Origin of the sequence: Wenyingzhuangia gilva, from assembly GCF_030519655.1 — a bacterium.
GTDB lineage: Bacteria > Bacteroidota > Bacteroidia > Flavobacteriales > Flavobacteriaceae > Wenyingzhuangia > Wenyingzhuangia gilva.
In genome coordinates, this window is sequence record NZ_JAUMIT010000001.1 from 350,464 (window position 1) to 370,945 (window position 20,482).

General features: G+C 31.8%; 20 protein-coding genes and 1 riboswitch. Of the genes, 11 read left to right on the forward strand and 9 right to left on the reverse strand.

The genetic code is table 11. From position 1 onward, the window contains the following. Positions 1-18: 18 nt before the first annotated feature. The 9 genes from QVZ41_RS01695 to QVZ41_RS01735 all read left to right on the forward strand — a co-directional run bounded on the left by QVZ41_RS01695 (position 19) and on the right by QVZ41_RS01735 (position 6,832). Positions 19-1,215 (forward strand): molybdopterin molybdotransferase MoeA, encoded by a 1,197-nt coding sequence (locus tag QVZ41_RS01695; protein ID WP_302882809.1) that lies wholly within the window; start codon positions 19-21, stop codon positions 1,213-1,215. A 14-nt stretch (positions 1,216-1,229) separates the two neighbouring features. After that, positions 1,230-1,799: a molybdenum cofactor guanylyltransferase gene (gene mobA, locus QVZ41_RS01700; RefSeq protein WP_302882810.1), complete on the forward strand. Its 570-nt coding sequence runs from the start codon at positions 1,230-1,232 to the stop codon at positions 1,797-1,799. Then, complete coding sequence (locus QVZ41_RS01705) at positions 1,793-2,035, forward strand: MoaD/ThiS family protein (RefSeq protein WP_302882811.1); 243 nt, start codon at positions 1,793-1,795, stop codon at positions 2,033-2,035. The genes mobA and QVZ41_RS01705 overlap by 7 nt, the downstream gene beginning before the upstream one ends. Before the next feature lie 29 nt (positions 2,036-2,064). Further along, entirely contained in the window at positions 2,065-2,499 is a 435-nt protein-coding gene (locus QVZ41_RS01710; protein ID WP_302882812.1) for a molybdenum cofactor biosynthesis protein MoaE, read from the forward strand. Positions 2,500-2,539: 40 nt separating this feature from the next. Beyond that, positions 2,540-2,902, forward strand: coding sequence for a four helix bundle protein (locus tag QVZ41_RS01715; RefSeq protein ID WP_302882813.1), 363 nt, complete (start codon positions 2,540-2,542; stop codon positions 2,900-2,902). Continuing rightward, positions 2,899-3,834 (forward strand): bifunctional molybdenum cofactor biosynthesis protein MoaC/MoaB, encoded by a 936-nt coding sequence (gene moaCB, locus QVZ41_RS01720; RefSeq protein ID WP_302883464.1) that lies wholly within the window; start codon positions 2,899-2,901, stop codon positions 3,832-3,834. The genes QVZ41_RS01715 and moaCB overlap by 4 nt, the downstream gene beginning before the upstream one ends. A gap of 63 nt (positions 3,835-3,897) precedes the next feature. Then, positions 3,898-4,938, forward strand: a complete 1,041-nt coding sequence (gene moaA, locus QVZ41_RS01725) for a GTP 3',8-cyclase MoaA (protein WP_302882814.1) — start codon at positions 3,898-3,900, stop codon at positions 4,936-4,938. A gap of 62 nt (positions 4,939-5,000) precedes the next feature. Continuing rightward, entirely contained in the window at positions 5,001-5,837 is an 837-nt protein-coding gene (locus tag QVZ41_RS01730; protein ID WP_302882815.1) for a mechanosensitive ion channel family protein, read from the forward strand. Between the two features lie 14 nt (positions 5,838-5,851). Next, positions 5,852-6,832, forward strand: a complete 981-nt coding sequence (locus QVZ41_RS01735; RefSeq protein ID WP_302882816.1) for a magnesium and cobalt transport protein CorA — start codon at positions 5,852-5,854, stop codon at positions 6,830-6,832. Here QVZ41_RS01735 and QVZ41_RS01740 read toward each other — a convergent pair. Further along, positions 6,829-7,941: an aminotransferase class I/II-fold pyridoxal phosphate-dependent enzyme gene (locus QVZ41_RS01740; protein ID WP_302882817.1), complete on the reverse strand. Its 1,113-nt coding sequence runs from the start codon at positions 7,939-7,941 to the stop codon at positions 6,829-6,831. The two genes, QVZ41_RS01735 and QVZ41_RS01740, sit on opposite strands and share 4 nt — an antisense overlap. A 262-nt stretch (positions 7,942-8,203) precedes the next feature. Between QVZ41_RS01740 and QVZ41_RS01745 the strand changes: the two genes are divergently transcribed. Beyond that, the gene (locus tag QVZ41_RS01745; RefSeq protein WP_302882818.1) at positions 8,204-8,815 is read left to right on the forward strand and encodes a DUF975 family protein; all 612 of its coding nucleotides are present in this window, start codon (positions 8,204-8,206) and stop codon (positions 8,813-8,815) included. Between the two features lie 79 nt (positions 8,816-8,894). Here the strand turns inward: QVZ41_RS01745 and QVZ41_RS01750 are convergent, their stop codons facing one another. From QVZ41_RS01750 to QVZ41_RS01785, 8 genes are all read right to left on the reverse strand, one after another. Continuing rightward, complete coding sequence (locus QVZ41_RS01750; protein ID WP_302882819.1) at positions 8,895-10,643, reverse strand: PspC domain-containing protein; 1,749 nt, start codon at positions 10,641-10,643, stop codon at positions 8,895-8,897. Beyond that, positions 10,636-10,980, reverse strand: a complete 345-nt coding sequence (locus tag QVZ41_RS01755) for a PadR family transcriptional regulator (protein WP_302882820.1) — start codon at positions 10,978-10,980, stop codon at positions 10,636-10,638. Before QVZ41_RS01755 ends, QVZ41_RS01750 begins: the two co-directional genes overlap by 8 nt. 46 nt (positions 10,981-11,026) lie before the next feature. Continuing rightward, the gene (locus QVZ41_RS01760; protein WP_302882822.1) at positions 11,027-11,464 is read right to left on the reverse strand and encodes a DUF4870 domain-containing protein; all 438 of its coding nucleotides are present in this window, start codon (positions 11,462-11,464) and stop codon (positions 11,027-11,029) included. Between the two features lie 156 nt (positions 11,465-11,620). Then, positions 11,621-12,337, reverse strand: a complete 717-nt coding sequence (locus QVZ41_RS01765; RefSeq protein ID WP_302882823.1) for a 3-ketoacyl-ACP reductase — start codon at positions 12,335-12,337, stop codon at positions 11,621-11,623. A gap of 132 nt (positions 12,338-12,469) precedes the next feature. Further along, positions 12,470-13,645 carry a trans-sulfuration enzyme family protein gene (locus tag QVZ41_RS01770; protein WP_302882824.1) on the reverse strand — a complete coding sequence of 392 codons (1,176 nt, stop codon included), beginning with the start codon at positions 13,643-13,645 and terminating at the stop codon, positions 12,470-12,472. A gap of 98 nt (positions 13,646-13,743) precedes the next feature. Next, complete coding sequence (gene thrA / locus QVZ41_RS01775; RefSeq protein ID WP_302882825.1) at positions 13,744-16,170, reverse strand: bifunctional aspartate kinase/homoserine dehydrogenase I; 2,427 nt, start codon at positions 16,168-16,170, stop codon at positions 13,744-13,746. Between the two features lie 149 nt (positions 16,171-16,319). Beyond that, positions 16,320-17,294, reverse strand: a complete 975-nt coding sequence (locus QVZ41_RS01780) for an alpha/beta fold hydrolase (protein WP_302882826.1) — start codon at positions 17,292-17,294, stop codon at positions 16,320-16,322. Positions 17,295-17,399: 105 nt separating this feature from the next. Beyond that, a riboswitch (SAM riboswitch) is annotated at positions 17,400-17,511 on the reverse strand. A gap of 138 nt (positions 17,512-17,649) precedes the next feature. After that, positions 17,650-18,924, reverse strand: a complete 1,275-nt coding sequence (locus tag QVZ41_RS01785) for an O-acetylhomoserine aminocarboxypropyltransferase/cysteine synthase family protein (RefSeq protein WP_302882827.1) — start codon at positions 18,922-18,924, stop codon at positions 17,650-17,652. A gap of 293 nt (positions 18,925-19,217) precedes the next feature. On the opposite strand from QVZ41_RS01785, the gene metK reads away from it, so the two are divergent. Continuing rightward, entirely contained in the window at positions 19,218-20,474 is a 1,257-nt protein-coding gene (gene metK, locus QVZ41_RS01790; RefSeq protein WP_302882828.1) for a methionine adenosyltransferase, read from the forward strand. The last annotated feature ends 8 nt before the right edge of the window (positions 20,475-20,482 follow it).

Here is a 20,482-nt window from a genome sequence, read left to right on the forward strand (position 1 = left end):
TTAGTCTTCTATTTTATTATGGATATGAACAACTATTTAGTCAGTATTAAAGAAGCGATGAATTTGGTAAACACCAACGTTTTAAGCAAAAAACCTAAAAAGGTTTTACTTAAAAATGCTTTGGACTTGTTTTTAGCAGAAGATATTATTTCTCCTATAAACATGCCTCCTTTTCATCAATCTGCTATGGATGGTTTTGCTATTTTGTTTGATGAAACTCATCAAAATAATTTTACACTGGTTGATGAAATAAAAGCAGGAGACAACAACAAAAGAACCTTAAATATTGGTGAAGCAGTAAGAATTTTTACGGGAGCCCCTACTCCAACTAATGCAAACGCTGTAATTATGCAAGAAAACACCTCAGTAGAAAATGGTGTTTTAAATATTGATGACACCCTAACTGATTTTAAAAACATCCGATTAGCTGGAGAGCAGATCAAACAAAAACAAGTTGCTTTACAAAAAGGAGAAAAACTAAATCCAGCAGCCATTGGTTTTTTAGCCACTCTAGGAATTACCGAAGTAAGTGTTTATCCAAAACCTAGTATCAGTATTGTAGTGACTGGAAACGAATTGGTTACTCCAGGAACTCCTTTGGAGTATGGACAAATTTATGAGAGCAATGCCATTATGCTCCAAACCGCTTTGGCAAAAAAAGGGTTTACAGATGTAACCATTACCAAAGTAAAAGATGATTACGAAGCAACAAGAGCAGCTTTAAACGACGTAATTAAACAAAGTGATTTGGTTTTAATTTCTGGCGGAATTTCAGTTGGAGACTATGATTTTGTTGGAAAAGCATTATTAGAGCTAAAGACAGAACAAATCTTTTATAAAATAAAACAAAAACCTGGTAAGCCTTTATTTTTTGGAAAAAACCAAAACACCATCATTTTTGCGTTGCCTGGTAATCCGGCATCGGCATTAACTTGCTATTATATTTACATTGAATCTGCTTTGCAAAAAATGATTGGCAATCCAAATTACAGCAAACCAACTATTTCTTTAACCCTATCTAACGAATACATTAAAAACGGAACAAGAGGTGAGTTTTTAAAAGCGAAAGTTACAGGTGGTGAAGTAGAAATTTTAGGAAGTCAAAGCTCAGCCATGTTAAATAGTTTTGCTCAAGCCAATGCTTTAATTTATTTGGAAGATGATGTTAGAATGGTAAAAAAAGGAGAAAAAGTAAATACCTATATTATTGATTAAAACTAACTATTGTTATGCAAAAAAACATTACTGGAATAATTCTAGCAGGTGGAAATAGCACAAGAATGGGAGTCGACAAAGGCACCTTGATGCTAAAAAACATAACCTTTACCCAACACATTATTAACAAACTAAGCCCTATTGTTGATGAAATTATTATTGTGAGTAATCACAAAAACTACGATCAGTTTGACGTAAAAAGAATTCCCGATAATGTAAAAGATTACGGTCCTGTAGCAGCTGTTTATACCGGACTTAAAGCCAGCAAAACGGATTATAGCATTGTTGTAAGTTGTGATTGTCCTAAAGTAGATTTAGAGGTTTTTAAACCTTTGTTAGATGAACGTAACAACAAATACGACATTGTTCAATACATTGCAGATTCTAGGACAACTCCATTAATTGCTTTATACAATAGAAAATGTTTGGGTATTTTTAAATTAGCACTTAAAAATAAAATTCAGAAATTACGTTTTGTCATCAAACAATTAGAAGATAAAACCATCGTAGCTCCAGATCATATTCGCCCTAAAATAGTAAATATCAACACCCCAAAAGATTTAGAACGCTATAACATATGCTAGTAACCATTAAGTACTTTGGACAATTGGTTGAAATCACCAATAAAACACAAGAATCTTTTTCTGTAGAAACCGATACTTGTAACCTAGAAAATATTGAAAAAGCCATTCTTAACAAATATCCCAACCTAAACAACACCACCTATAATATAGCCGTTAATCAAAAAATAGAAAACAAAACATTCTCTGTAAAAGAAGGAGATGAATTGGCATTTTTACCTCCGTTTGCTGGAGGATGATTACCTTTACAAAACATAAAAGGAAGAATATGAAGAAACACAATGTATTTATTGAAGGTGCTATTACTCCTGATTTTATTGCGAATTCTATAGCCAAACATCAAACCAAGACAACCATTGGTGCTCACGACATTTTTTTAGGTCAAGTAAGAGCTGATGAAATTAATGGTAAAACAGTATCTGCTATTGAATATACAGCATATGAAGAAATGGCAAACTCAAAATTTAGCGAAATCAGAGAAGCTACTTTTGACAAATTTGAGCTGACTTGTATGCATATCTACCATAGTTTAGGAACAGTTAAAGCTGGAGAAATTTGCTTATTTGTGTTTGTATCCTCCCCTAGAAGAAAAGAAGCGATGAAAGCTTTAGAATATTTAGTAGAAACGATTAAGGCTGAGAGTCCTATTTTTGGAAAAGAAATTTTTGAAGACGAAACACATCAGTGGAAAGTAAACTCATAGAGTTGAATTGTTGATTTGTGTAACTGTTTAATTGTTTGCCATGTATATATTTTCATTTGAGAAATTAAATGTTTGGAAAGACTCCAAAGAATTTGTTAAAGAAATTTACAGAGTAACAACCAAATTTCCTGATTCAGAAAAATTTGGGATGACATCACAATTAAGAAGAGCCTCTATTTCCGTTCCATCAAATATAGCAGAAGGGAGCTCTAGAAAAACCTCAAAAGATCAAGCACATTTTACAACATTAGCTTATAGTTCATTGATGGAAGTTTTAAATCAAATTATTATTTCTCACGAATTAAACTATATTGGTTTAGAAGATTATCAATCCATTCATCCTCAAATTGAAATGATTTCAAACAAACTAAATGCTTTACGCAACGCTCAATTAAACAAATAAACAACTCCACGAATCAACACAATATGGTAGACATTACACATAAAAGTTCAACCTTAAGAACCGCCACTGCACAAGCAATTGTAAAAGTTAGCAAGCAGGAAACTATTGATGCCATCAACAACAAAACTGTTCCAAAAGGAGATGTTTTTGAAATGAGTAGGGCTGCAGGTTTATTAGGAATAAAGCAAACGCCTTATTTATTACCAGATTGTCATCCGTTACCCATTGAATTTACTGGAGTAGCATATCAAATAAATGGTTTAGAGATTACTATTTTAATGACGGTAAAAACCATTTACAAAACTGGGGTTGAAGTGGAAGCCATGCATGGAGCAAGTGTGATTGCTTTGAATATGTATGACATGCTTAAACCTATAGACAAACAAGTAGAGATTGGTAGCATTAAATTGTTAGAAAAAAGAGGCGGAAAATCTACCTTTCATAAAAAATCGGGAGCGGGATTAAAAGCCTCTGTTATTGTTTGTTCTGATACTATTTCTGCAGGTCAAAAAGAAGACAAGGCAGGAAAAGCGATCATTAAAAAATTGAAAGAATGTGAAGTTTCTATTGGAGAATACACCATTATTCCTGATGAAAAAGACATTATTTCTGAAAAAGCAATCACCAATAGTCAAAAAGATTTTGACTTAATTATATTCACTGGTGGAACAGGATTATCTCCAAGAGATGTTACTCCAGAAACTTTAACTCCGTTATTTGAAAGACAAATTCCAGGAATTGAAGAAGCCATTAGAAGTTACGGTCAAACCAGAACTCCTTATGCCATGTTATCCCGTAGTGTAGCCGGAATCATCAACAACACTTTGGTTCTGGCTTTGCCAGGTTCTACCAAAGGAGCAGAAGAATCTATGGAAGCTATTTTCCCTGCTGTGCTTCATATTTATGGCGTATTAAAAGGAGAAAGACATTAATTTACTGTTGATTTGTTGAGTTGTTAAAGCGTTTAACTGTTTTAACAATTCTACAACTACACAGTGCAACACATAAACAATAAAAAAAAGCATATCAAAAAAACAGACAACATATTAATTGATAATTTTAACAGAGAACATACTTATTTGCGAATTTCTATTACTGAAAAGTGCAACTTAAGATGTACTTATTGTATGCCTGCTGAGGGGATTCCTTTATCTCCCAAAAGTCATATCATGAATTATGATGAAGTTTTTGAAATTGCGAAAAAGTTTGTGGATTTAGGAGTTACCAAAATTAGAATTACTGGAGGAGAGCCTTTGGTTAGAAAAGATGTTGCCATTATTTTAAGAAAATTGGCGACACTTCCTGTTGAACTTTCTATTACCACCAACGGTGCTATTATCGATAAATTTATGGATGTTTTTAAAGAATGTAATATTCAAAAAATAAACATCAGTATAGATTCTTTAAACGAAACCAAATTCAACCAAATTACTCGTCGTAAAGATTTTGAGCGTGTATATAAAAATATCATGCTATTTACCAACGATGATTTTTTTAAAGTAAAACTTAATTGTGTGTTAATGAAAGATGTAAATGATGATGAAATCAATGATTTTATTGAGTTTACCAAACACCACAAGCTTAACGTTCGTTTTATAGAATTTATGCCTTTTAATGGGAACGAATGGAAATTAGATCAACTAGTTTCTTTGGCAACTATTGTAGAAACGGCACAAAATCATTTTGGAACAAGTGATATTGTACGAATAAACGATGCTCCAAACGATACTTCTAAAAACTATCAACTTAAAAATGCAAAAGGGAGCTTTGCTATTATTAGTACGGTAACCAATCCTTTTTGTGATAGCTGTAATCGTATTAGATTAACAGCTAACGGAAAACTTAAAAACTGTTTATTTTCTGGTGGAGAAGAAGATCTTTTAACCGCTATAAGAGCAGGAGAAAATATAGAAAAACCCATTAAAATTGCCATTCAATCTAAAAAGAAAATGCGTGGTGGCATGGATTCTCAAAAACAATTTACTACTGATGAGTTGCGTTTAGACAACCGTAGCATGATTGCTATTGGTGGATAAATAAATATTTTCATCTCCATTTTTAAAGGGCTTTTGTCTATTTTTATGTAAAATTATTTTACATGGATGCATTGAATGAATTTATCAATATTGAAATCATTAAAATAGGAGAAAATTCTATTAAAATTTATAATGTTTTATTGGTATTCGCCATTTTTATTTTCACTAAAATTTTAGTTTGGATTGTCTCTAAAATCATTCACAAACACAGAGACAAAGCAGATATGGATCATTCCAACGCCTATGCTTTGGTACAAATATCTTCCTATGTTTTTTGGGTGATTGGAATTGTTTTTATGCTTGAAGGTTTAGGAATTGAAATCACTTTTTTACTTGCTGGTTCTGCTGCTCTGTTAGTAGGTATTGGTTTAGGGTTACAGCAAACTTTTAACGATTTTATTTCTGGATTAATTTTACTTTTTGAAGGAACCACTAGAGTGGGAGACATTTTAGAAGTAGATAATGATGTTGTTCAAATTCAAAGTATCGGCTTAAGAACCTCAAAAGCCATTAACAGATATGATATTTCTATTATTATTCCCAACTCATTAATCACCACAAATAAGGTTGTGAACTGGAGTCATCATGGTACTACTACATTATTTACCGTAAAAGTTGGAGTTGCTTATGGTAGTGATGTAGAACAGGTAATTAATGTGCTTAAAGAAAGTGCTAAAATTCATCCTGAAGTGATTAGAAAAGAAGAGATAGATGTACGTTTTTCTGATTTTGGAGCTTCTTCTTTAGACTTCACAGTTATTTTTTACACAGAAAATATATTTGGTGTTGAAAAAATTAAAAGCGAAATTAGAATAAATATTGCTAAAGCATTTAAAGAAAATGATATTTCGGTACCATTTAATCAATTGGATGTGCATATCAAAAATCAAGAATTATAGATAAAATATCCCTTATGAAAAAAGATTTCTTTAACAGTACTTCACTGATAGAATATTCTAAAGAGAATTATCAATCAAACCCTATTACATCTATAGAGGAAATAGATTTTGGAACTGAAAACAAAAACATAAGATGGTTAAACACTTATGGTACCCATCATAAAAAAGAATTTAAAACAATTATTGCCAGTAGTTTACTAGATGATTTTTTATTAAAATTAATTGCCGAAGAAAAACACCCAAACAAAGTTCTGGAATTAGACAATGCTCTCTTTGTAACCATAAAAGTATTAAAAACAGAAACCAAAAACTTTCAAACAGAGCAAATGTTTTTTGTGTTAACTCCTCATATTCTTTGGAGTATTCAAGAAGAAAAAGGAGATTATTTTGAGTGGATTAGAGAACGAATTAGAGAAAACAAAGGAATTGTTAGAAACAAAAAAACTGATTATTTATTGTTCTTAATTCTAGAATCTATTATTGATAATTATGAAGATGCCTATGATAAAATTTCATCTTCAATGGAAACTTTAAACCAAGGAACGGATGTAAAACCTACTCCAGAATTTACCCAGAATATAGAAAAGGAAAAAAACATCCTAATCACTTTTAAAAAAGCAGCAACTAGTTTAAGAGATATTATTACCAAGCTAGAAAAAGTAGAACAACAAAAAATAAACAAAAAGTTTTACAGTGAATTAAGTACACAAATTCACAACCTACTAAACAGTATTGATTTTGATTTACAAGAAATGGAAAGTAAAATTAACTTGATATTTAGCATACAAGGACATCGATTAAATGAAGTTATGAAAACCTTAACTATTTTTTCTGTGATTTTTATTCCTTTAACTTTTTTAGCTGGAATTTATGGAATGAATTTTGAAAATATCCCTGAACTAAAAACCCATAATGGATATTTTATTTTACTTGGAGTCATGGTCATTGTTACACTTGTTTCTGTATATTATTTCAGAAAAAAGAAGTGGTTTTAAAAACAACTTTTAATCACATTACAAACTCTTTGTAAATCTTTTGTAGACATTGAAGAACCGCTAGGCAAACTCAATCCCCTAGCAAACAAATCATCACTGTTTCCATTTGAATAAAAAATAGATTTTTTATAAACTTTTTGTTGATGCATTGGCCTCCATAAAGACCTACATTCTATATCATCGGCAAGCAAAGCCAATCTCACTTTCTCTTTTATTTCATAATTCTTAAACAATAAACTTGTTAACCAAAAATTACTTTGGGTATGTAGATTATCATTTAAAAACGCTACATCAAAATCTTTTAATGAATTGATATAATATTCATTTCCTTGTCTTCTCTTTTTAATAAAAATAGAAAGCAAAGCAAATTGAGCTACCCCAATAGCAGCTAGAACATTACTCATTCTATAATTATATCCTATTTTACTATGCTTGTATTCTCCATCAAAATCTTTAGCCTGTGTAGCCAAATACAATGCTTTTTTTCTATGTTTTTTTTTATGTGTAACCAACATTCCACCACCAGATGTGGTAATGATTTTATTCCCGTTAAAAGAATACACTCCAACATCTCCAAAAGTACCACAATGTTGATTTTTATAAGTAGCACCAAGAGCAGCAGCAGCGTCTTCTAACACCAAAATGTTATATTTTTTAGTTACTTCTAAAATTTCATCTATTTTAGCTGGCATTCCATAACCATGAACCAAAATAAGCGCTTTAGGCTTATCTCCTTTTTCAATTTCAGAAAGAATTGCTTTTTCTAACATAACAGGACAAATATTCCAAGTATCTCTTTCGGCATCAACCAAAACAGGAATCGCTCCTATATAAGAAATAGGATTTACAGAAGCTATAAAAGTAAATGTTGGACACAATACCTTGTCACCTTTTTTTACCTTTAAAATTTTTAACCCCAAATGAATCGCAGCAGTTGCTGAATTTAAAGCTAAAGCATAAGGCATATTTACATACTTAGCCAACTCTTCTTCAAACCTATTTAGCATAGGTCCTTGGGAAGTAATCCAATTACTTTTAAACACCGATTTTAAAAACCCCCTCTCATTGCCCCTTAAATCTGGAGGAGATAAATATATTTTCTTTTTCAATGGTTCAGTTTAGTTTTAGTATAGTTTAATTTACATCACAAATCCTCCATAACAATTGTTAACTTTTAATGCGAATATAATCGTTTAGCTATAAAATCACCCACAAAACCGCTCCCAGCAGCTAATAAGTAATCAGACTAAATAATTTCTTTTAATTATTATATAATTATAAATATGATATAAAACACAGGGAACATACATAACCTATTAAAGGTAAAATGATTAATTTGCATATTCTAAATAACATTAATTTATAAAAACTATGACAACTGAAAACACCAAATTAATGCAACAGGCTAGGGCTTCCCTTGATTTAAAATGGGGAATGGCTATTATTACTTTTTTAATTTATAATATTATCGTTGGGTCTCTATCTATAATCCCTATTCTTGGGAGTATTGGAGCTTTGATATTGGCAGGACCATTTGCTTATGGTTTGGCAACGTTCTCAATGGCTATTTCTAGAAATCAAAAAGAAGATATTAAACAAATCTTTGAAGGGTTTAACAACTTTGCTAATTGCTTAATCGCTTATTTGTTAATGGTTTTGTATGTAATTTTATGGAGTTTATTATTTATTATTCCTGGAATTATTGCCGTAATTTCATATTCAATGGTTTTTTATATTATGGTAGATGAGCCAGAAATAGGACCCGAAGCTGCCTTAAGAAAAAGTAAAGAAATGATGTATGGTTACAAATGGAAATTCTTTAGGCTGAATTTAAGATTTTTGGGATGGAGCCTACTTTGTATTTTAACTTTAGGAATTGGGTTTTTATGGTTAATTCCTTATATGCATGTAACCTATGTTAAATTTTATGAAGACATTAAAAATGATCCTTTGGCTGAAATTGGAAGCCAGTACAGTAAATAATTATTAACAAAAAAATCCCATCATGAACATGATGGGATTTTTTTTATCTAAAACTCACAGTTTATAATAGTGTGAATGATTAATTTTCTTTTGACTGAATGTCAATTCCGTCTGAATTAATCCTTACTTTAACCTCTTTGGACTCTGCCCTAATTCCATTTTTATCAATTTTTAAACTTCCTTCATCACCATTAATTTCAACTCCATCTTCATCTATTTTTACTTTTGGTGTTTTTACCTCTACTTTAAAATCATCATCACAATCTAAACATAGCACATCATCTTTTATAATTTTTACATAGTGATTGGTCTGTTTATTTTCTATAATCGATGGATAAGTATAATAAAACCTTGTTGATTCAGAACAGTTTACAATAACACCTTCTGGTATGTAAACAAAAACTGTTACTTTCTGATTTCTAAATTTATTTTCTACATCGGTATACAAGTAAGAATCTAACATCAACTTCTGATGCTTAAAATCAAAATCATATTTTATATTATTAGCGTAATTTATTGCCTTTTGATAACTACTTCCATCAGCAGTTTTTTCAACATTTACAGTTACTAATGAGTCCTTGGTTGATTTTATTACAATCCTAACATTTCTTACATAAAGCCCTTTTAAATCATCATGATGATTTGCTATTTTAAAACCACCATTATAGTCGTGATTTCTATACAAATCATTATTTCTTATATCAATTCTTAAAGTATCTTTTGATGTAACATTTAAGACATGTTTATCTATCACACTTTCTGATATTGAATGTTCACTAACCTCTCTTACACTCACTATAACAATTCCAACAATAGCACATAGCCATAAACCTAACAGCGTTAATTTTGCAATTTTCCCAATTGATTTTAAGTTATTCACAAAAATCTTTAAACCTAAATAAAACAAGAAAAAAACAGGAATTCCTACAGTAAAAAAGACCAATAAAGATGCCAACCAAATAGGAGTATTCCCTGCATTAAATGCATAAACATAATCTAAACCAGGAATGTTTAAAATATTTTTAAACCCTACTGAAAATAGCCCCAAAATAAGTGAAATCAGGATAACAGCTGAAAAAACAATGATAATTATCCCTATAAATTTTGAAAATATCCTAACAACAACCATGATGAAGTCTGCAATAGTATCAAAAAAGTTTTTTGATGTTTTTTTTACAGCACCTCCATGTTTTTTAGCAGTATCTGAAACAGATTTAGATACGTTTTTAGCGACGCCAGAAACTGTTTCAAAACTATCTTTTATTTGTTTTTCTATATTGTTGATATTTACTGGCTCCCCAGTCATCATTATTTTTTCGGCAGTTGTTTTTGCAGCAGGGATTAATATCCAAAAAAGAATATAAATAACCACAAAAGTTCCGAATGACATCATGACAAGTAATACCCAAAGCAAACGCATCCATATAGGATCTATTCCTAAATAATGAGCAAAACCAGATGAAACTCCACTGATGTATGAATTATCTATATCTCTAAAAAGTTTTTTATTAAGTGTTGATTTTTTTGAAGAATTAAACCTAGGTTCATCTTCAAAAATATCATCATCAACCAAATAATCTTCGGGCTGTCCCATAATAGCAATGACCTCTTCAACTTCTTTAAGACCTATAACTTGTCTCTCATTTTTAAGACGTTCATTAAATAACTCTGAAATTCTAGTTTCAATATCAGCAATAATTTCTGCACTTCCTTCAGTATTGGCAAACGAATTTTTAATGGCCGTAAGGTATCCTTGTAACTTTAGGTATGCATCTTCATCAATATGAAAAAATATACCGGCCAAATTTATATTAACAGTTTTATTCATCTTTTGGTGGTTTTGGGCTTGTTACTATATTAACCGCATTTTGCAGTTCGTTCCATGTTGTATTTAGTTCATTTAGGAAAAGTTTACCAGTATCGGTTAAACCATAATATTTTCTAGGCGGACCAGACAAAGATTCTTCCCATCTGTAATTTAAAAGTCCTGCATTTTTAAGTCTTGTTAGTAAAGGATATATGGTTCCTTCCACCACAAGCAACTTAGCATCTTTTAAAGTGCTTAGAATTTCTGCTACATATGCATCTTCGTCTTTTAAGACCGAGAGTATACAGTATTCTAAAACACCTTTACGCATTTGTGCTTTTGTGTTTTCTATCTTCATTCTTTAAAACTTTTTTATGTTAAAATACAACTCTTCATTTTTTAGATTATTTGATAAAATTTATGGTTAATGGATATTTAAAACTCATACCATCTTTAGCTTTTAAACTTGCCATAATTACCAATACAAACTCAAATAAAAAACCTACAACTGCTATTATTCCCAAACCACCACCAATAAACATTAACGGAAAAGCTTTATTGGTACTAAAACTAAAGTGATGGAACTCATTAAAATCAAAACCATGAAAAAGATTAATAAAGAAAAAAGGAATAGAAATAGTTCCTATAACAATGGTATACAACAACATACTCAGTTGAAAATTAACGGCTTGTTTTCCGTGCTGATCTATAAACTCCGATTTATCTTTATTTAAAAGCCATAAAATTAAAGGGCCTAAAAAATTACCCAGAGGAATCAAAAATCTGCTGAAGCTAGAGAGATGTACAAAGGCTGCAATGTTTTTATAATGATTATTTAGCATAACTTTTTTTATAACGTTAGTAGTTTCTTATGCAAATATACATTTAAAAAAAGGTACTATGCAAAACAAAGTACTATAATTTTATTAAAAAATTATTTAAAACAAAAAAATCCCATCATTTTCATGATGGGATTTTTATAATATTCTAAAAGTCTCTTAAGGATTTGTTGACCAAATTCCTGCATCTTTAATAAATACTCTTTTGTTTAATTTCAGTTGCGCTACAATCACCTCTGCAATATCTTCCGCCTGCATAACCGATTCCGGATTTCCATCTGTTAATTTTAAATCGATTGCCATATCTGTAGCCACAGTACTTGGTGTTAAAGCAGTTACTCTAATATTATGCTTTCTTACTTCTTGCATTAAAGATTCTGTCAACCCTAAAACAGCAAACTTAGAAGCACTATAAGCACTCGTTACTGCTGCACCACGCAATCCTGCTGTAGATGAGATATTAATAATATCTCCTGATTTTCTTTCAATCATTTGTGGTAAAAAAGCTCTGGTTACATAATAGGTTCCCATTAAATTTACCTGAATAATTTGTTCCCAATCTTTAATACTTAATTCCATGAATTTTCCAAACTTTCCAATTCCTGCATTGTTGATTAAAATATCAATATGATCAAATTTATTAAATATTACTCCTGTTGATTTATTTACTTCTTCCAGAGAAGCTACATCAGCAACTGCAGTAACAACTTTTACACCTAGAGCCATCGCTTCTTTTGCAACGGCTAATAAATCTTCTTCTGTTCTAGCCAATAAAGCTACGTTTACACCCTCAGCTGCTAGCGCTAAAGCAATTGCTTTACCAATTCCTTTACCTGCTCCTGTAATTAGGGCATTTTTTCCTTTTAAATTATTCATGGGTATTTTTTAAATATTTACTAGCTCTAAGTTAAGGCCTAAGATTTTGATGAAAAAGAATATTGAGAATAAAAACAGATATTTTTAAGCATAAAAAAACCGAGCTTTTCACAGTCTCGGTTTTGATGATTATTAAGCTTCTAAAGCTTGTTTGATATCGGCAATGATATCATCTATATGTTCTAAACCTAAGGAACAACGAACCATTCCATCGGTAATTCCTACAGCTAATTTCACCTCAGCTTCTACCTTTGCATGGGTGGTACTTGCAGGATGTGTTACAATGGTTCTAGTATCTCCTAAATTGGCAGACAATGAACACATTTTTATATTGTCAAAAAAGTTTCTTCCTCCTTCTACGCCACCTTCTACTTCAAAAGCAACAATAGATCCTCCTAATTTCATTTGCTTTTTAGCAGTTTCGTATTGAGGGTGAGATTTTAAGAAAGGGTATTTTACCCATTTTACTTTAGGATGACTTTCTAAAAATTCTGCTAATTTTAATGCATTGTCACAATGTCTGTCTGCTCTTACTGCTAAAGTTTCTAAAGACTTAGACAATACCCAAGCATTAAATGGACTCATACAAGGTCCTGTTAAACGTGAAAACAAATAAATTTCACGAATTAAATCTTTATTACCAACAGTAATTCCTCCCATTACACGTCCTTGACCATCCATTAATTTGGTGGCAGAATGAATAACTAAATCTGCTCCGAATTTAATAGGTTGTTGTAAATATGGTGTAGCAAAACAGTTGTCTATAATTAATAAGATTCCATGTTTTTTTGCAATGCTACTTAACAATTCCAAATCCAACACATCAACACCAGGATTGGTTGGAGTTTCTGCATAAATAAACTTTGTTGTTGGCTGAATTAAACTTTCAATTTTATCAACATCTTTTACATCAAAATAAGAACAGTTGATATTCCATTTCGGAAAATATTTGGTAAACAATCCGTGGGTAGCTCCAAAAACAGAACTACAAGAAACCACATGGTCTCCTGCACTTAGCAATGCTCCAAAAGTTGAAAAAATAGCTGCCATTCCACTTGAAAAAGCAAAACCAGCTTCAGCACCTTCCATCAAACAAACTTTTTCAATAAATTCATTAGTGTTAGGATTGCTGTATCTACTATATAAATCTCTTTGTTTTTCTTCAGCAAAAGAAGATCTCATTTCCTCGGCATCGTCAAAAACAAATCCAGATGTTAAATATAAGGGTACTGAATGCTCAGAAAACTGAGTAGTTTCTGACTGCGTTCTTACCGCTAGGGTTTCGAAGTTTTTCTTATTGTCGCTCATTTTATTCGCTTTAGTACAAAGTACCGAGTACTGAGTACATAGTTTTACATTCTTTTAAACTAATTACTTTGTACTGACTACTCAGTACTAACTTAAATTTACAATTCAAGTTCCGTTAATCTCATAATATCTCCAAAGACCCCACGAGCAGTTACATTGGCTCCAGCTCCAGCTCCTTGAATTACTACCGGTTGATCTCCATAAGACTCTGTATAAATTTCAAAAATAGAATCGGCTCCTTTTACTTGTCCTAAAGCCGAATCGCGAGGTACAGAAACTAATTTCACTTCTAAAATTCCTTTATCCGAAGCCAAATCACCATGTAAATCACCTATATAACGCAATACATGATTTGGTTCTTGTTTGTCTTTTATTTCTTGATAGATTGGATCTAACTCTTCTAGCTTACTTAAGAAAGAAGCCGTATCACCATCTCTTAAATGTTCTGGAATTAAATTGTGAATTTCCACATCACTAAATTCATTTTGTAAATCTAACTCACGTGCTAAAATCAACAATTTACGACCAACATCATTTCCATTTAAATCTTCTCTAGGATCTGGTTCTGTAAACCCTTGTTCCGCTGCTTCATTCAACACTTCACTAAACTTTACATTTTTAGCAGAAAAATTGTTAAACAAATAACTTAACGTTCCAGAGAAAACTCCTTTAATTCTTGTGATATTTTCTCCAGAGGCATGCATCAATTTAATGGTATCAATTAAAGGCAATCCTGCTCCAACATTGGTTTCGTACAAATATTGTTTTCTATTTTGTGCTAAAGCCAAACGCAATTCATGATAAAAATCTAACGATTTTGTATTTCCTATTTTGTTAGAAGACACTAAGTTAAAACCGCTCTCAATTAATGGAATATAATTTTCTGTCATTCCTGCACTTGCAGAATTGTCAACCGCTATTAAATTTCCTAAATGATGGTCTTTTGCATATTTTACAATCGCATCAATTCCTTTATACGGAATTCCCGTTTCTTTGAGATCTTGTTTCCAAGTAGCTTGAATTCCATCGGCATTGAAATACACTTTTTTAGAATTTGCTACTGCAAAAACATTTAAGTCTATTCCTTTACGCTTCAGAATATTTTCTTTACTCTCTAAAATTTGTTTGATTAATGTCCCCCCAACCAAACCAACACCAAATACTGCTACATTGATTTTTTTGGCAATTCCAAAAATCTCTCCATGCATTACGTTTACTGCTTTTCTTAACTCTTTATTATCTATTACCAAGCAAACATTATTACCCGTTACTGTGTTATTAATTAATAATGGTTTGATATTATTATTAACCAATGCAGTATAAGATGTATTAAAAGAACTTAATGAATTTCCTAAAATAGACACTACTGCAACTCCTCTTGTAATAGATATTCTATTGATATCATTGCTTAAAAAGTCTAAATTAAATTCATTCCCTAATGCATCTTTTGCTTTGTGCGCATCTTTACCGTTTACCACAAAACTAATCCCTCTTTCAGAAGAACCTTGAGAAATAATTCCAACACTAACATTTTCCTTTTGTAAAGCAGCAAACAAACGAGCATCAATTCCCACTTTACCTAACAAACCTCTACCCTCTAAACTTACCAAAGCCATGTTTTCTTGTACAGAAATAGCTTTGATTCCATTTTTAGAACTCGCTTCAGCATTGATTAAAGTTCCAGGGCTCTCTGGCTCAAACGTGTTTAAAATTCGCAAAGAAATATTCTTTTTTACCAAAGGAATAATCGCTTTGGCATCTAAAACATTATCTCCCAAGTTTGCCAATTCATTCGCTTCGTTAAAAGACAAATGATTTATTTTTTGTGCATTAGAAACCAACAGCGGATTTGCTGTATAAATTCCACTTACAATGGTGTAATTTTCTAACTCTTCTGCATTTAAATATCCTGCTATTAAAGAAGCAGAATAATTACTTCCATTATTTCCAATAGAAGTTGTTTCTCCTTCTAAACTTGCCCCCACAAATCCTGTAACCACAGGAACTGTTGTTGTTAAATCTATATTTTTAAAATACTTTTTGGTGTTTTCTTCTGTAATCTCTTCTAATAAAGTAGCTTCTCCATACACATTGTCTGTTTTAAACAACTCCCTAGAATCTGTATATTGAGCATTTACACCGTTCTCTTTTAACAGCGCTGTAACTGTTTTACCAGCCAACAACTCCCCATACGCAGTCACCAAATCTTTGATTTTTGGACTGTAATCTCCTAATAAATTTACTCCTTCAAAAATCTTTTCTAAAAAAGAAAATTCTTGAGAAAAATCTACAGTAGAAAAAGGTTCTAATTGATTATTTTTAAAAGTTTCAAAAGCAGATTGATAATCTTCTCCTTTTTTGGCTCTTTCCAACAATTCAAACAAATCATCAGTAGCTGTTCCTCTTGCGGAAACTACTACTACAATTTCTTCTTTACTTTTTATCTTGTTTAAAAGAATGGATACAACGCTTTTAATCCCTTCTCCGTTGGCCAATGATTTTCCTCCAAATTTTAATACTTTCATTTCTTTTCAGGCTTTTGGCTTTAAGCTATTTGCTTTTAGCACATTTTTCAATTCCTTAAAATTCGCTTTCGAAACTTTTAATATTTCTACTTCTCGACTACGCTCGAAGACCTAACATTTAAAATTCTTTTTCCTTAATTCCTGAATTATTAAAAAACGTCTTTTAATAATTCCTTTAACTGTTCATCTTCTACCAAAAACCCATCGTGTCCATGAATAGAAGTGATTTCTTTATAGGAGGCATTTGCTCCTATTCTTTCTAAAACTTCTTGAGTTTCTCTATTTTCTTCTGGCACAAAAAAGAAATCAGAATCTATTCCTATTTGAATAATGGTTGCTTTAATTGATTTGGCCACTTCTTCAAAAGTTCCTCTTTCCGCAGTAATGTCTAAAGTACTCAGTAAATGATTTACCATTTGATAAGCCTTTAACTCAAACCTTTGTTCTAATTTATATCCGTGATGTAACAACCAACTTTCTACATTGGCAATTCCTAATGCTTCGTTTTGAGTTCTATTAAATTTTTCTTTAAATGAAGCTGCTGTCCTGTAAAACAACATCGCCATCATACGAGCATCGTGAACAGGTTTTTTAGAGTTCAACAAAATTTGCTCTTGTACTTTGTTGTGAGCTAAAATCCAATCTGTAGCTTTCCAATCAGAAGCAATAGGAATGATATAATCTGACAAATCAGGAAACAACACTGCCATTTCCCATGCAATTCCACCTCCCAAAGAACCTGCAATAATTGCATGCAACTTGGTCACTCCTAAATCTTGTAACAGCAATCCAAATAATTGTGCTACATCTCTAACTGTAAAACTTTTGTAATCTTCTATTAAGTTTTCTGGTTTGTTGTCATATCCATTTCCTGGAATATTAATAGAGATGATGGTATACTTATTTGTATCCACCAAATTCCCTTTGGAAACAATTCCTTTCCACCAACCTGTATGTTCTCCTGCAACATCAGAATTTCCTGTTAAGGCATGGTTAACTAACACAATAGGAGCTGTGTGTAATGGCTGGCCAAAAACTTCGTAAGAAAGTTCTAAGCTAGAATAATTTACACCAACCAAGGTAGTGTAATCTTTTAGGGTTCTATGTTGTAAACTTTTATTCAATGTCGTAAAATCATTTATACTCAAATAGCCTTCTACTCTAAATAATTTTAGAGTGAATAATATGTGTGTTGTTAAGTTATCGTGATTTTTAAGAGAATTGCTCCTGTGTTATCTATCCAACAAACGTTGGTAGAACGTAGCACCTTCATTTTTATAAACTAAAAAAGGGTTGCTAAGGCTTCAACGGGTCTATTCCCTCTACCTTTCATGATAACTTACTTCAATACATAATGAGCTGAAGCAAAGATATAAAATAAATTGCGAAATAAAAGAAATGTGTAAAAGACTTAAAAAAGAAAAACCATCACTGTGCAGTGATGGTTTTTTAATCTTAAAACACAAATATAAAATACACTTAGATTTTACCAAATGCTTGTACAATATCTGCTTTTAAATCTTCTATATTTTCTAGACCAACAGACAAACGAATTAAATCTTGCGTAACTCCTGCTCCTGCTTGATCTGCTTCACTCAATTGTTGATGCGTAGTACTTGCTGGGTGAATAATTAATGATTTTGTATCACCAATATTTGCCAATAAAGAGAAAATTTCGGTAGCATCTGTAAATTTCTTAGCCGCTTCATAACCTCCTTTTAAACCAAAAGTAACCAATCCACTTTGTCCGTTTGACAAATATTTTTTAGCTAAATCATAGTATTTACTAGATTTTAATCCTGGATAATTTACCCAAGCAACTTCTTCTCTTTCTTCTAACCAAGTAGCCAACTCCAATGCATTTGCAGAATGTTGTTTAATTCTTACTGGTAAAGTTTCTAATCCTTGAATAATATTAAAAGCATTTGTTGGACTTAAAGCTCCCCCAAAATCACGTAACCCTTCTAAAATTAATTTAAAAGTGAAAGCTGCCGCTCCTAATGCTTCGTGATACACCAATCCGTGATAACCAGCTGATGGCTCTGTAAATTCAGGGAATTTTCCGTTTGCCCAGTTAAATGTTCCGGCATCAATAATTGCTCCTCCTAAAGAATTTCCTTGACCTCCAATATATTTTGTTAAAGAATGAATCACCAAGTTCGCACCGTGTTTAATTGGATTTAACAACGCAGGTGATGCAACTGTATTATCAACAATAAAAGGTACCTCTGCAGCTTTTGCTTGCTCAGCAATCGCTTCTAAATCCAACACATCTAATTTTGGATTCCCTAGAGATTCTACAAAAAATGCTCGAGTATTATCTTGTACAGCTGCTTTAAATTCTTCTGGATTTGATGCATCTACAAACGTAGTGGTAATTCCCAATCTTGGCAACGTAACATTTAACAAGGTAAATGTTCCTCCGTATAAACTGCTAGAAGCCACAATATGATCTCCTGCTTTTAATAAAGTCATCAATCCTGTTGCAATAGCAGAAGTTCCCGAAGCAAAAACCACTGCTCCAATTCCTCCTTCTACAGCTGCCAAACGATCTTGTAAAACCTGATTGGTTGGATTGTTTAATCTTGTATAAATAAATCCTAACTCTTTTAAGCCAAATAAATTTGCAGCATGCTCCGTATTATTAAACACATAAGACGAAGTTTGATAAATAGGTACCGCTCTTGTCCCTTGAGTGTTACTCACATCATGCCCAGCATGTAATGCTGAAGTTTCTAATCTTTGATTTTCCATTTTTATTTTTTTAATAATTTCTAGTCATCTAACTAACAAATATATAAAACATAGATTCAGATTATCTACCTTATTATTAAATTCAAAAAAAAAGAATAGATTTATTAGAGAGGGTATTCCATTTCTTTTTTATAATTTTGTCCTCACAAAAAAAGGGGAAAGATTTGAACTGATTGCCACCTCTTTTACAACTAATCCTTGTAAGAAATAAAGAGCTAAAGCAGTAATTATCTACTTCTTTAGCCGACCAAGGCCATCAGCACAATAAATATTTAATAAAAACAAAAATAGATATGTCATATTTATTTACCTCTGAATCCGTTTCAGAAGGACATCCAGATAAGATTGCAGATCAAATTTCTGATGCATTGATTGATCATTTTTTAGCTTATGATGCAGATTCTAAAGTAGCATGTGAAACTTTGGTAACGACAGGACAAGTTGTTTTAGCTGGAGAAGTAAAATCTAAAGCTTATTTAGATGTTCAAAAAATTGCACGTGATACCATCAACAAAATTGGTTATACCAAAGGAGCTTATCAATTTGATGGGAATTCTTGTGGTGTATTATCTGCCATTCACGAACAATCTCAAGACATTAATCAAGGAGTTGATAGAGCTAGTAAAGAAGAACAAGGAGCTGGGGACCAAGGAATGATGTTTGGCTATGCAACTAACGAAACAGAAAATTTTATGCCATTGGCTTTAGAAATTTCTCATCGTTTGTTAAAAGAATTGGCTGCTTTGCGTAGAGAAATGAAGGATATTACTTATTTACGTCCTGATGCAAAAGCGCAAGTAACTCTGCAATATTCTGACGATAACAAACCAGAACGTATTGAAGCGATTGTAGTATCAACCCAGCATGATGATTTTGGACCTGATGACGAGAGTATGTTAGCAAAAATCAAAGCTGATATTATTAATATTTTAATCCCTAGAGTAAAAGCTACTTTTAACGAAGAAGTTCAAGCATTGTTTGGAGATGACATTAAGTTCCACATCAACCCAACAGGAAAGTTTGTCATTGGAGGACCTCATGGAGATGCTGGTTTAACTGGTCGTAAAATTATTGTAGATACTTATGGTGGTAAAGGTGCTCACGGTGGTGGTGCTTTTTCTGGAAAAGACCCTAGTAAAGTAGACCGTTCTGCTGCTTATGCTACTCGTCATATTGCCAAAAACTTGGTAGCTGCAGGAGTTGCTACTGAAATTTTAGTACAGGTTTCTTATGCTATTGGAGTAGTGGAACCTATGGGGATTTTTGTAAATACTTATGGAACTAGTAAAGTTGATTTAACAGATGGACAAATTGCAGCAATAGTAACTTCTATTTTTGACATGAGACCATTTGCGATTGAAACTAGATTAAAATTGCGTAACCCAATTTATACAGAAACTGCTGCTTATGGTCACATGGGTAGAACTCCAGAAATTAAAACCGTAGTTTTTGATTCTCCCTACGAGGGAAGAAAAGAAATTGAAGTAGAAACTTTTACTTGGGAAAAGTTAGATTATGTAGATCAAGTTAAAAAAGCTTTTAATTTGTAAAATCTTTT

Bases quoted from the DNA above. Each gene is read 5' to 3' on its own strand.
- thrA (WP_302882825.1), bottom strand. From the start codon at position 16,170: ATGAAAGTATTAAAATTTGGAGGAAAATCATTGGCCAACGGAGAAGGG.
- QVZ41_RS01715 (WP_302882813.1), top strand. From the start codon at position 2,540: ATGTATATATTTTCATTTGAGAAATTAAATGTTTGGAAAGACTCCAAA.
- QVZ41_RS01745 (WP_302882818.1), top strand. From the start codon at position 8,204: ATGACAACTGAAAACACCAAATTAATGCAACAGGCTAGGGCTTCCCTT.
- QVZ41_RS01750 (WP_302882819.1), bottom strand. From the start codon at position 10,643: ATGAATAAAACTGTTAATATAAATTTGGCCGGTATATTTTTTCATATT.
- QVZ41_RS01765 (WP_302882823.1), bottom strand. From the start codon at position 12,337: ATGAATAATTTAAAAGGAAAAAATGCCCTAATTACAGGAGCAGGTAAA.
- QVZ41_RS01760 (WP_302882822.1), bottom strand. From the start codon at position 11,464: ATGCTAAATAATCATTATAAAAACATTGCAGCCTTTGTACATCTCTCT.
- mobA (WP_302882810.1), top strand. From the start codon at position 1,230: ATGCAAAAAAACATTACTGGAATAATTCTAGCAGGTGGAAATAGCACA.
- QVZ41_RS01730 (WP_302882815.1), top strand. From the start codon at position 5,001: ATGGATGCATTGAATGAATTTATCAATATTGAAATCATTAAAATAGGA.
- QVZ41_RS01705 (WP_302882811.1), top strand. From the start codon at position 1,793: ATGCTAGTAACCATTAAGTACTTTGGACAATTGGTTGAAATCACCAAT.
- QVZ41_RS01695 (WP_302882809.1), top strand. From the start codon at position 19: ATGGATATGAACAACTATTTAGTCAGTATTAAAGAAGCGATGAATTTG.
- QVZ41_RS01735 (WP_302882816.1), top strand. From the start codon at position 5,852: ATGAAAAAAGATTTCTTTAACAGTACTTCACTGATAGAATATTCTAAA.
- QVZ41_RS01785 (WP_302882827.1), bottom strand. From the start codon at position 18,924: ATGGAAAATCAAAGATTAGAAACTTCAGCATTACATGCTGGGCATGAT.
- QVZ41_RS01770 (WP_302882824.1), bottom strand. From the start codon at position 13,645: ATGAGCGACAATAAGAAAAACTTCGAAACCCTAGCGGTAAGAACGCAG.
- metK (WP_302882828.1), top strand. From the start codon at position 19,218: ATGTCATATTTATTTACCTCTGAATCCGTTTCAGAAGGACATCCAGAT.
- QVZ41_RS01755 (WP_302882820.1), bottom strand. From the start codon at position 10,980: ATGAAGATAGAAAACACAAAAGCACAAATGCGTAAAGGTGTTTTAGAA.
- QVZ41_RS01710 (WP_302882812.1), top strand. From the start codon at position 2,065: ATGAAGAAACACAATGTATTTATTGAAGGTGCTATTACTCCTGATTTT.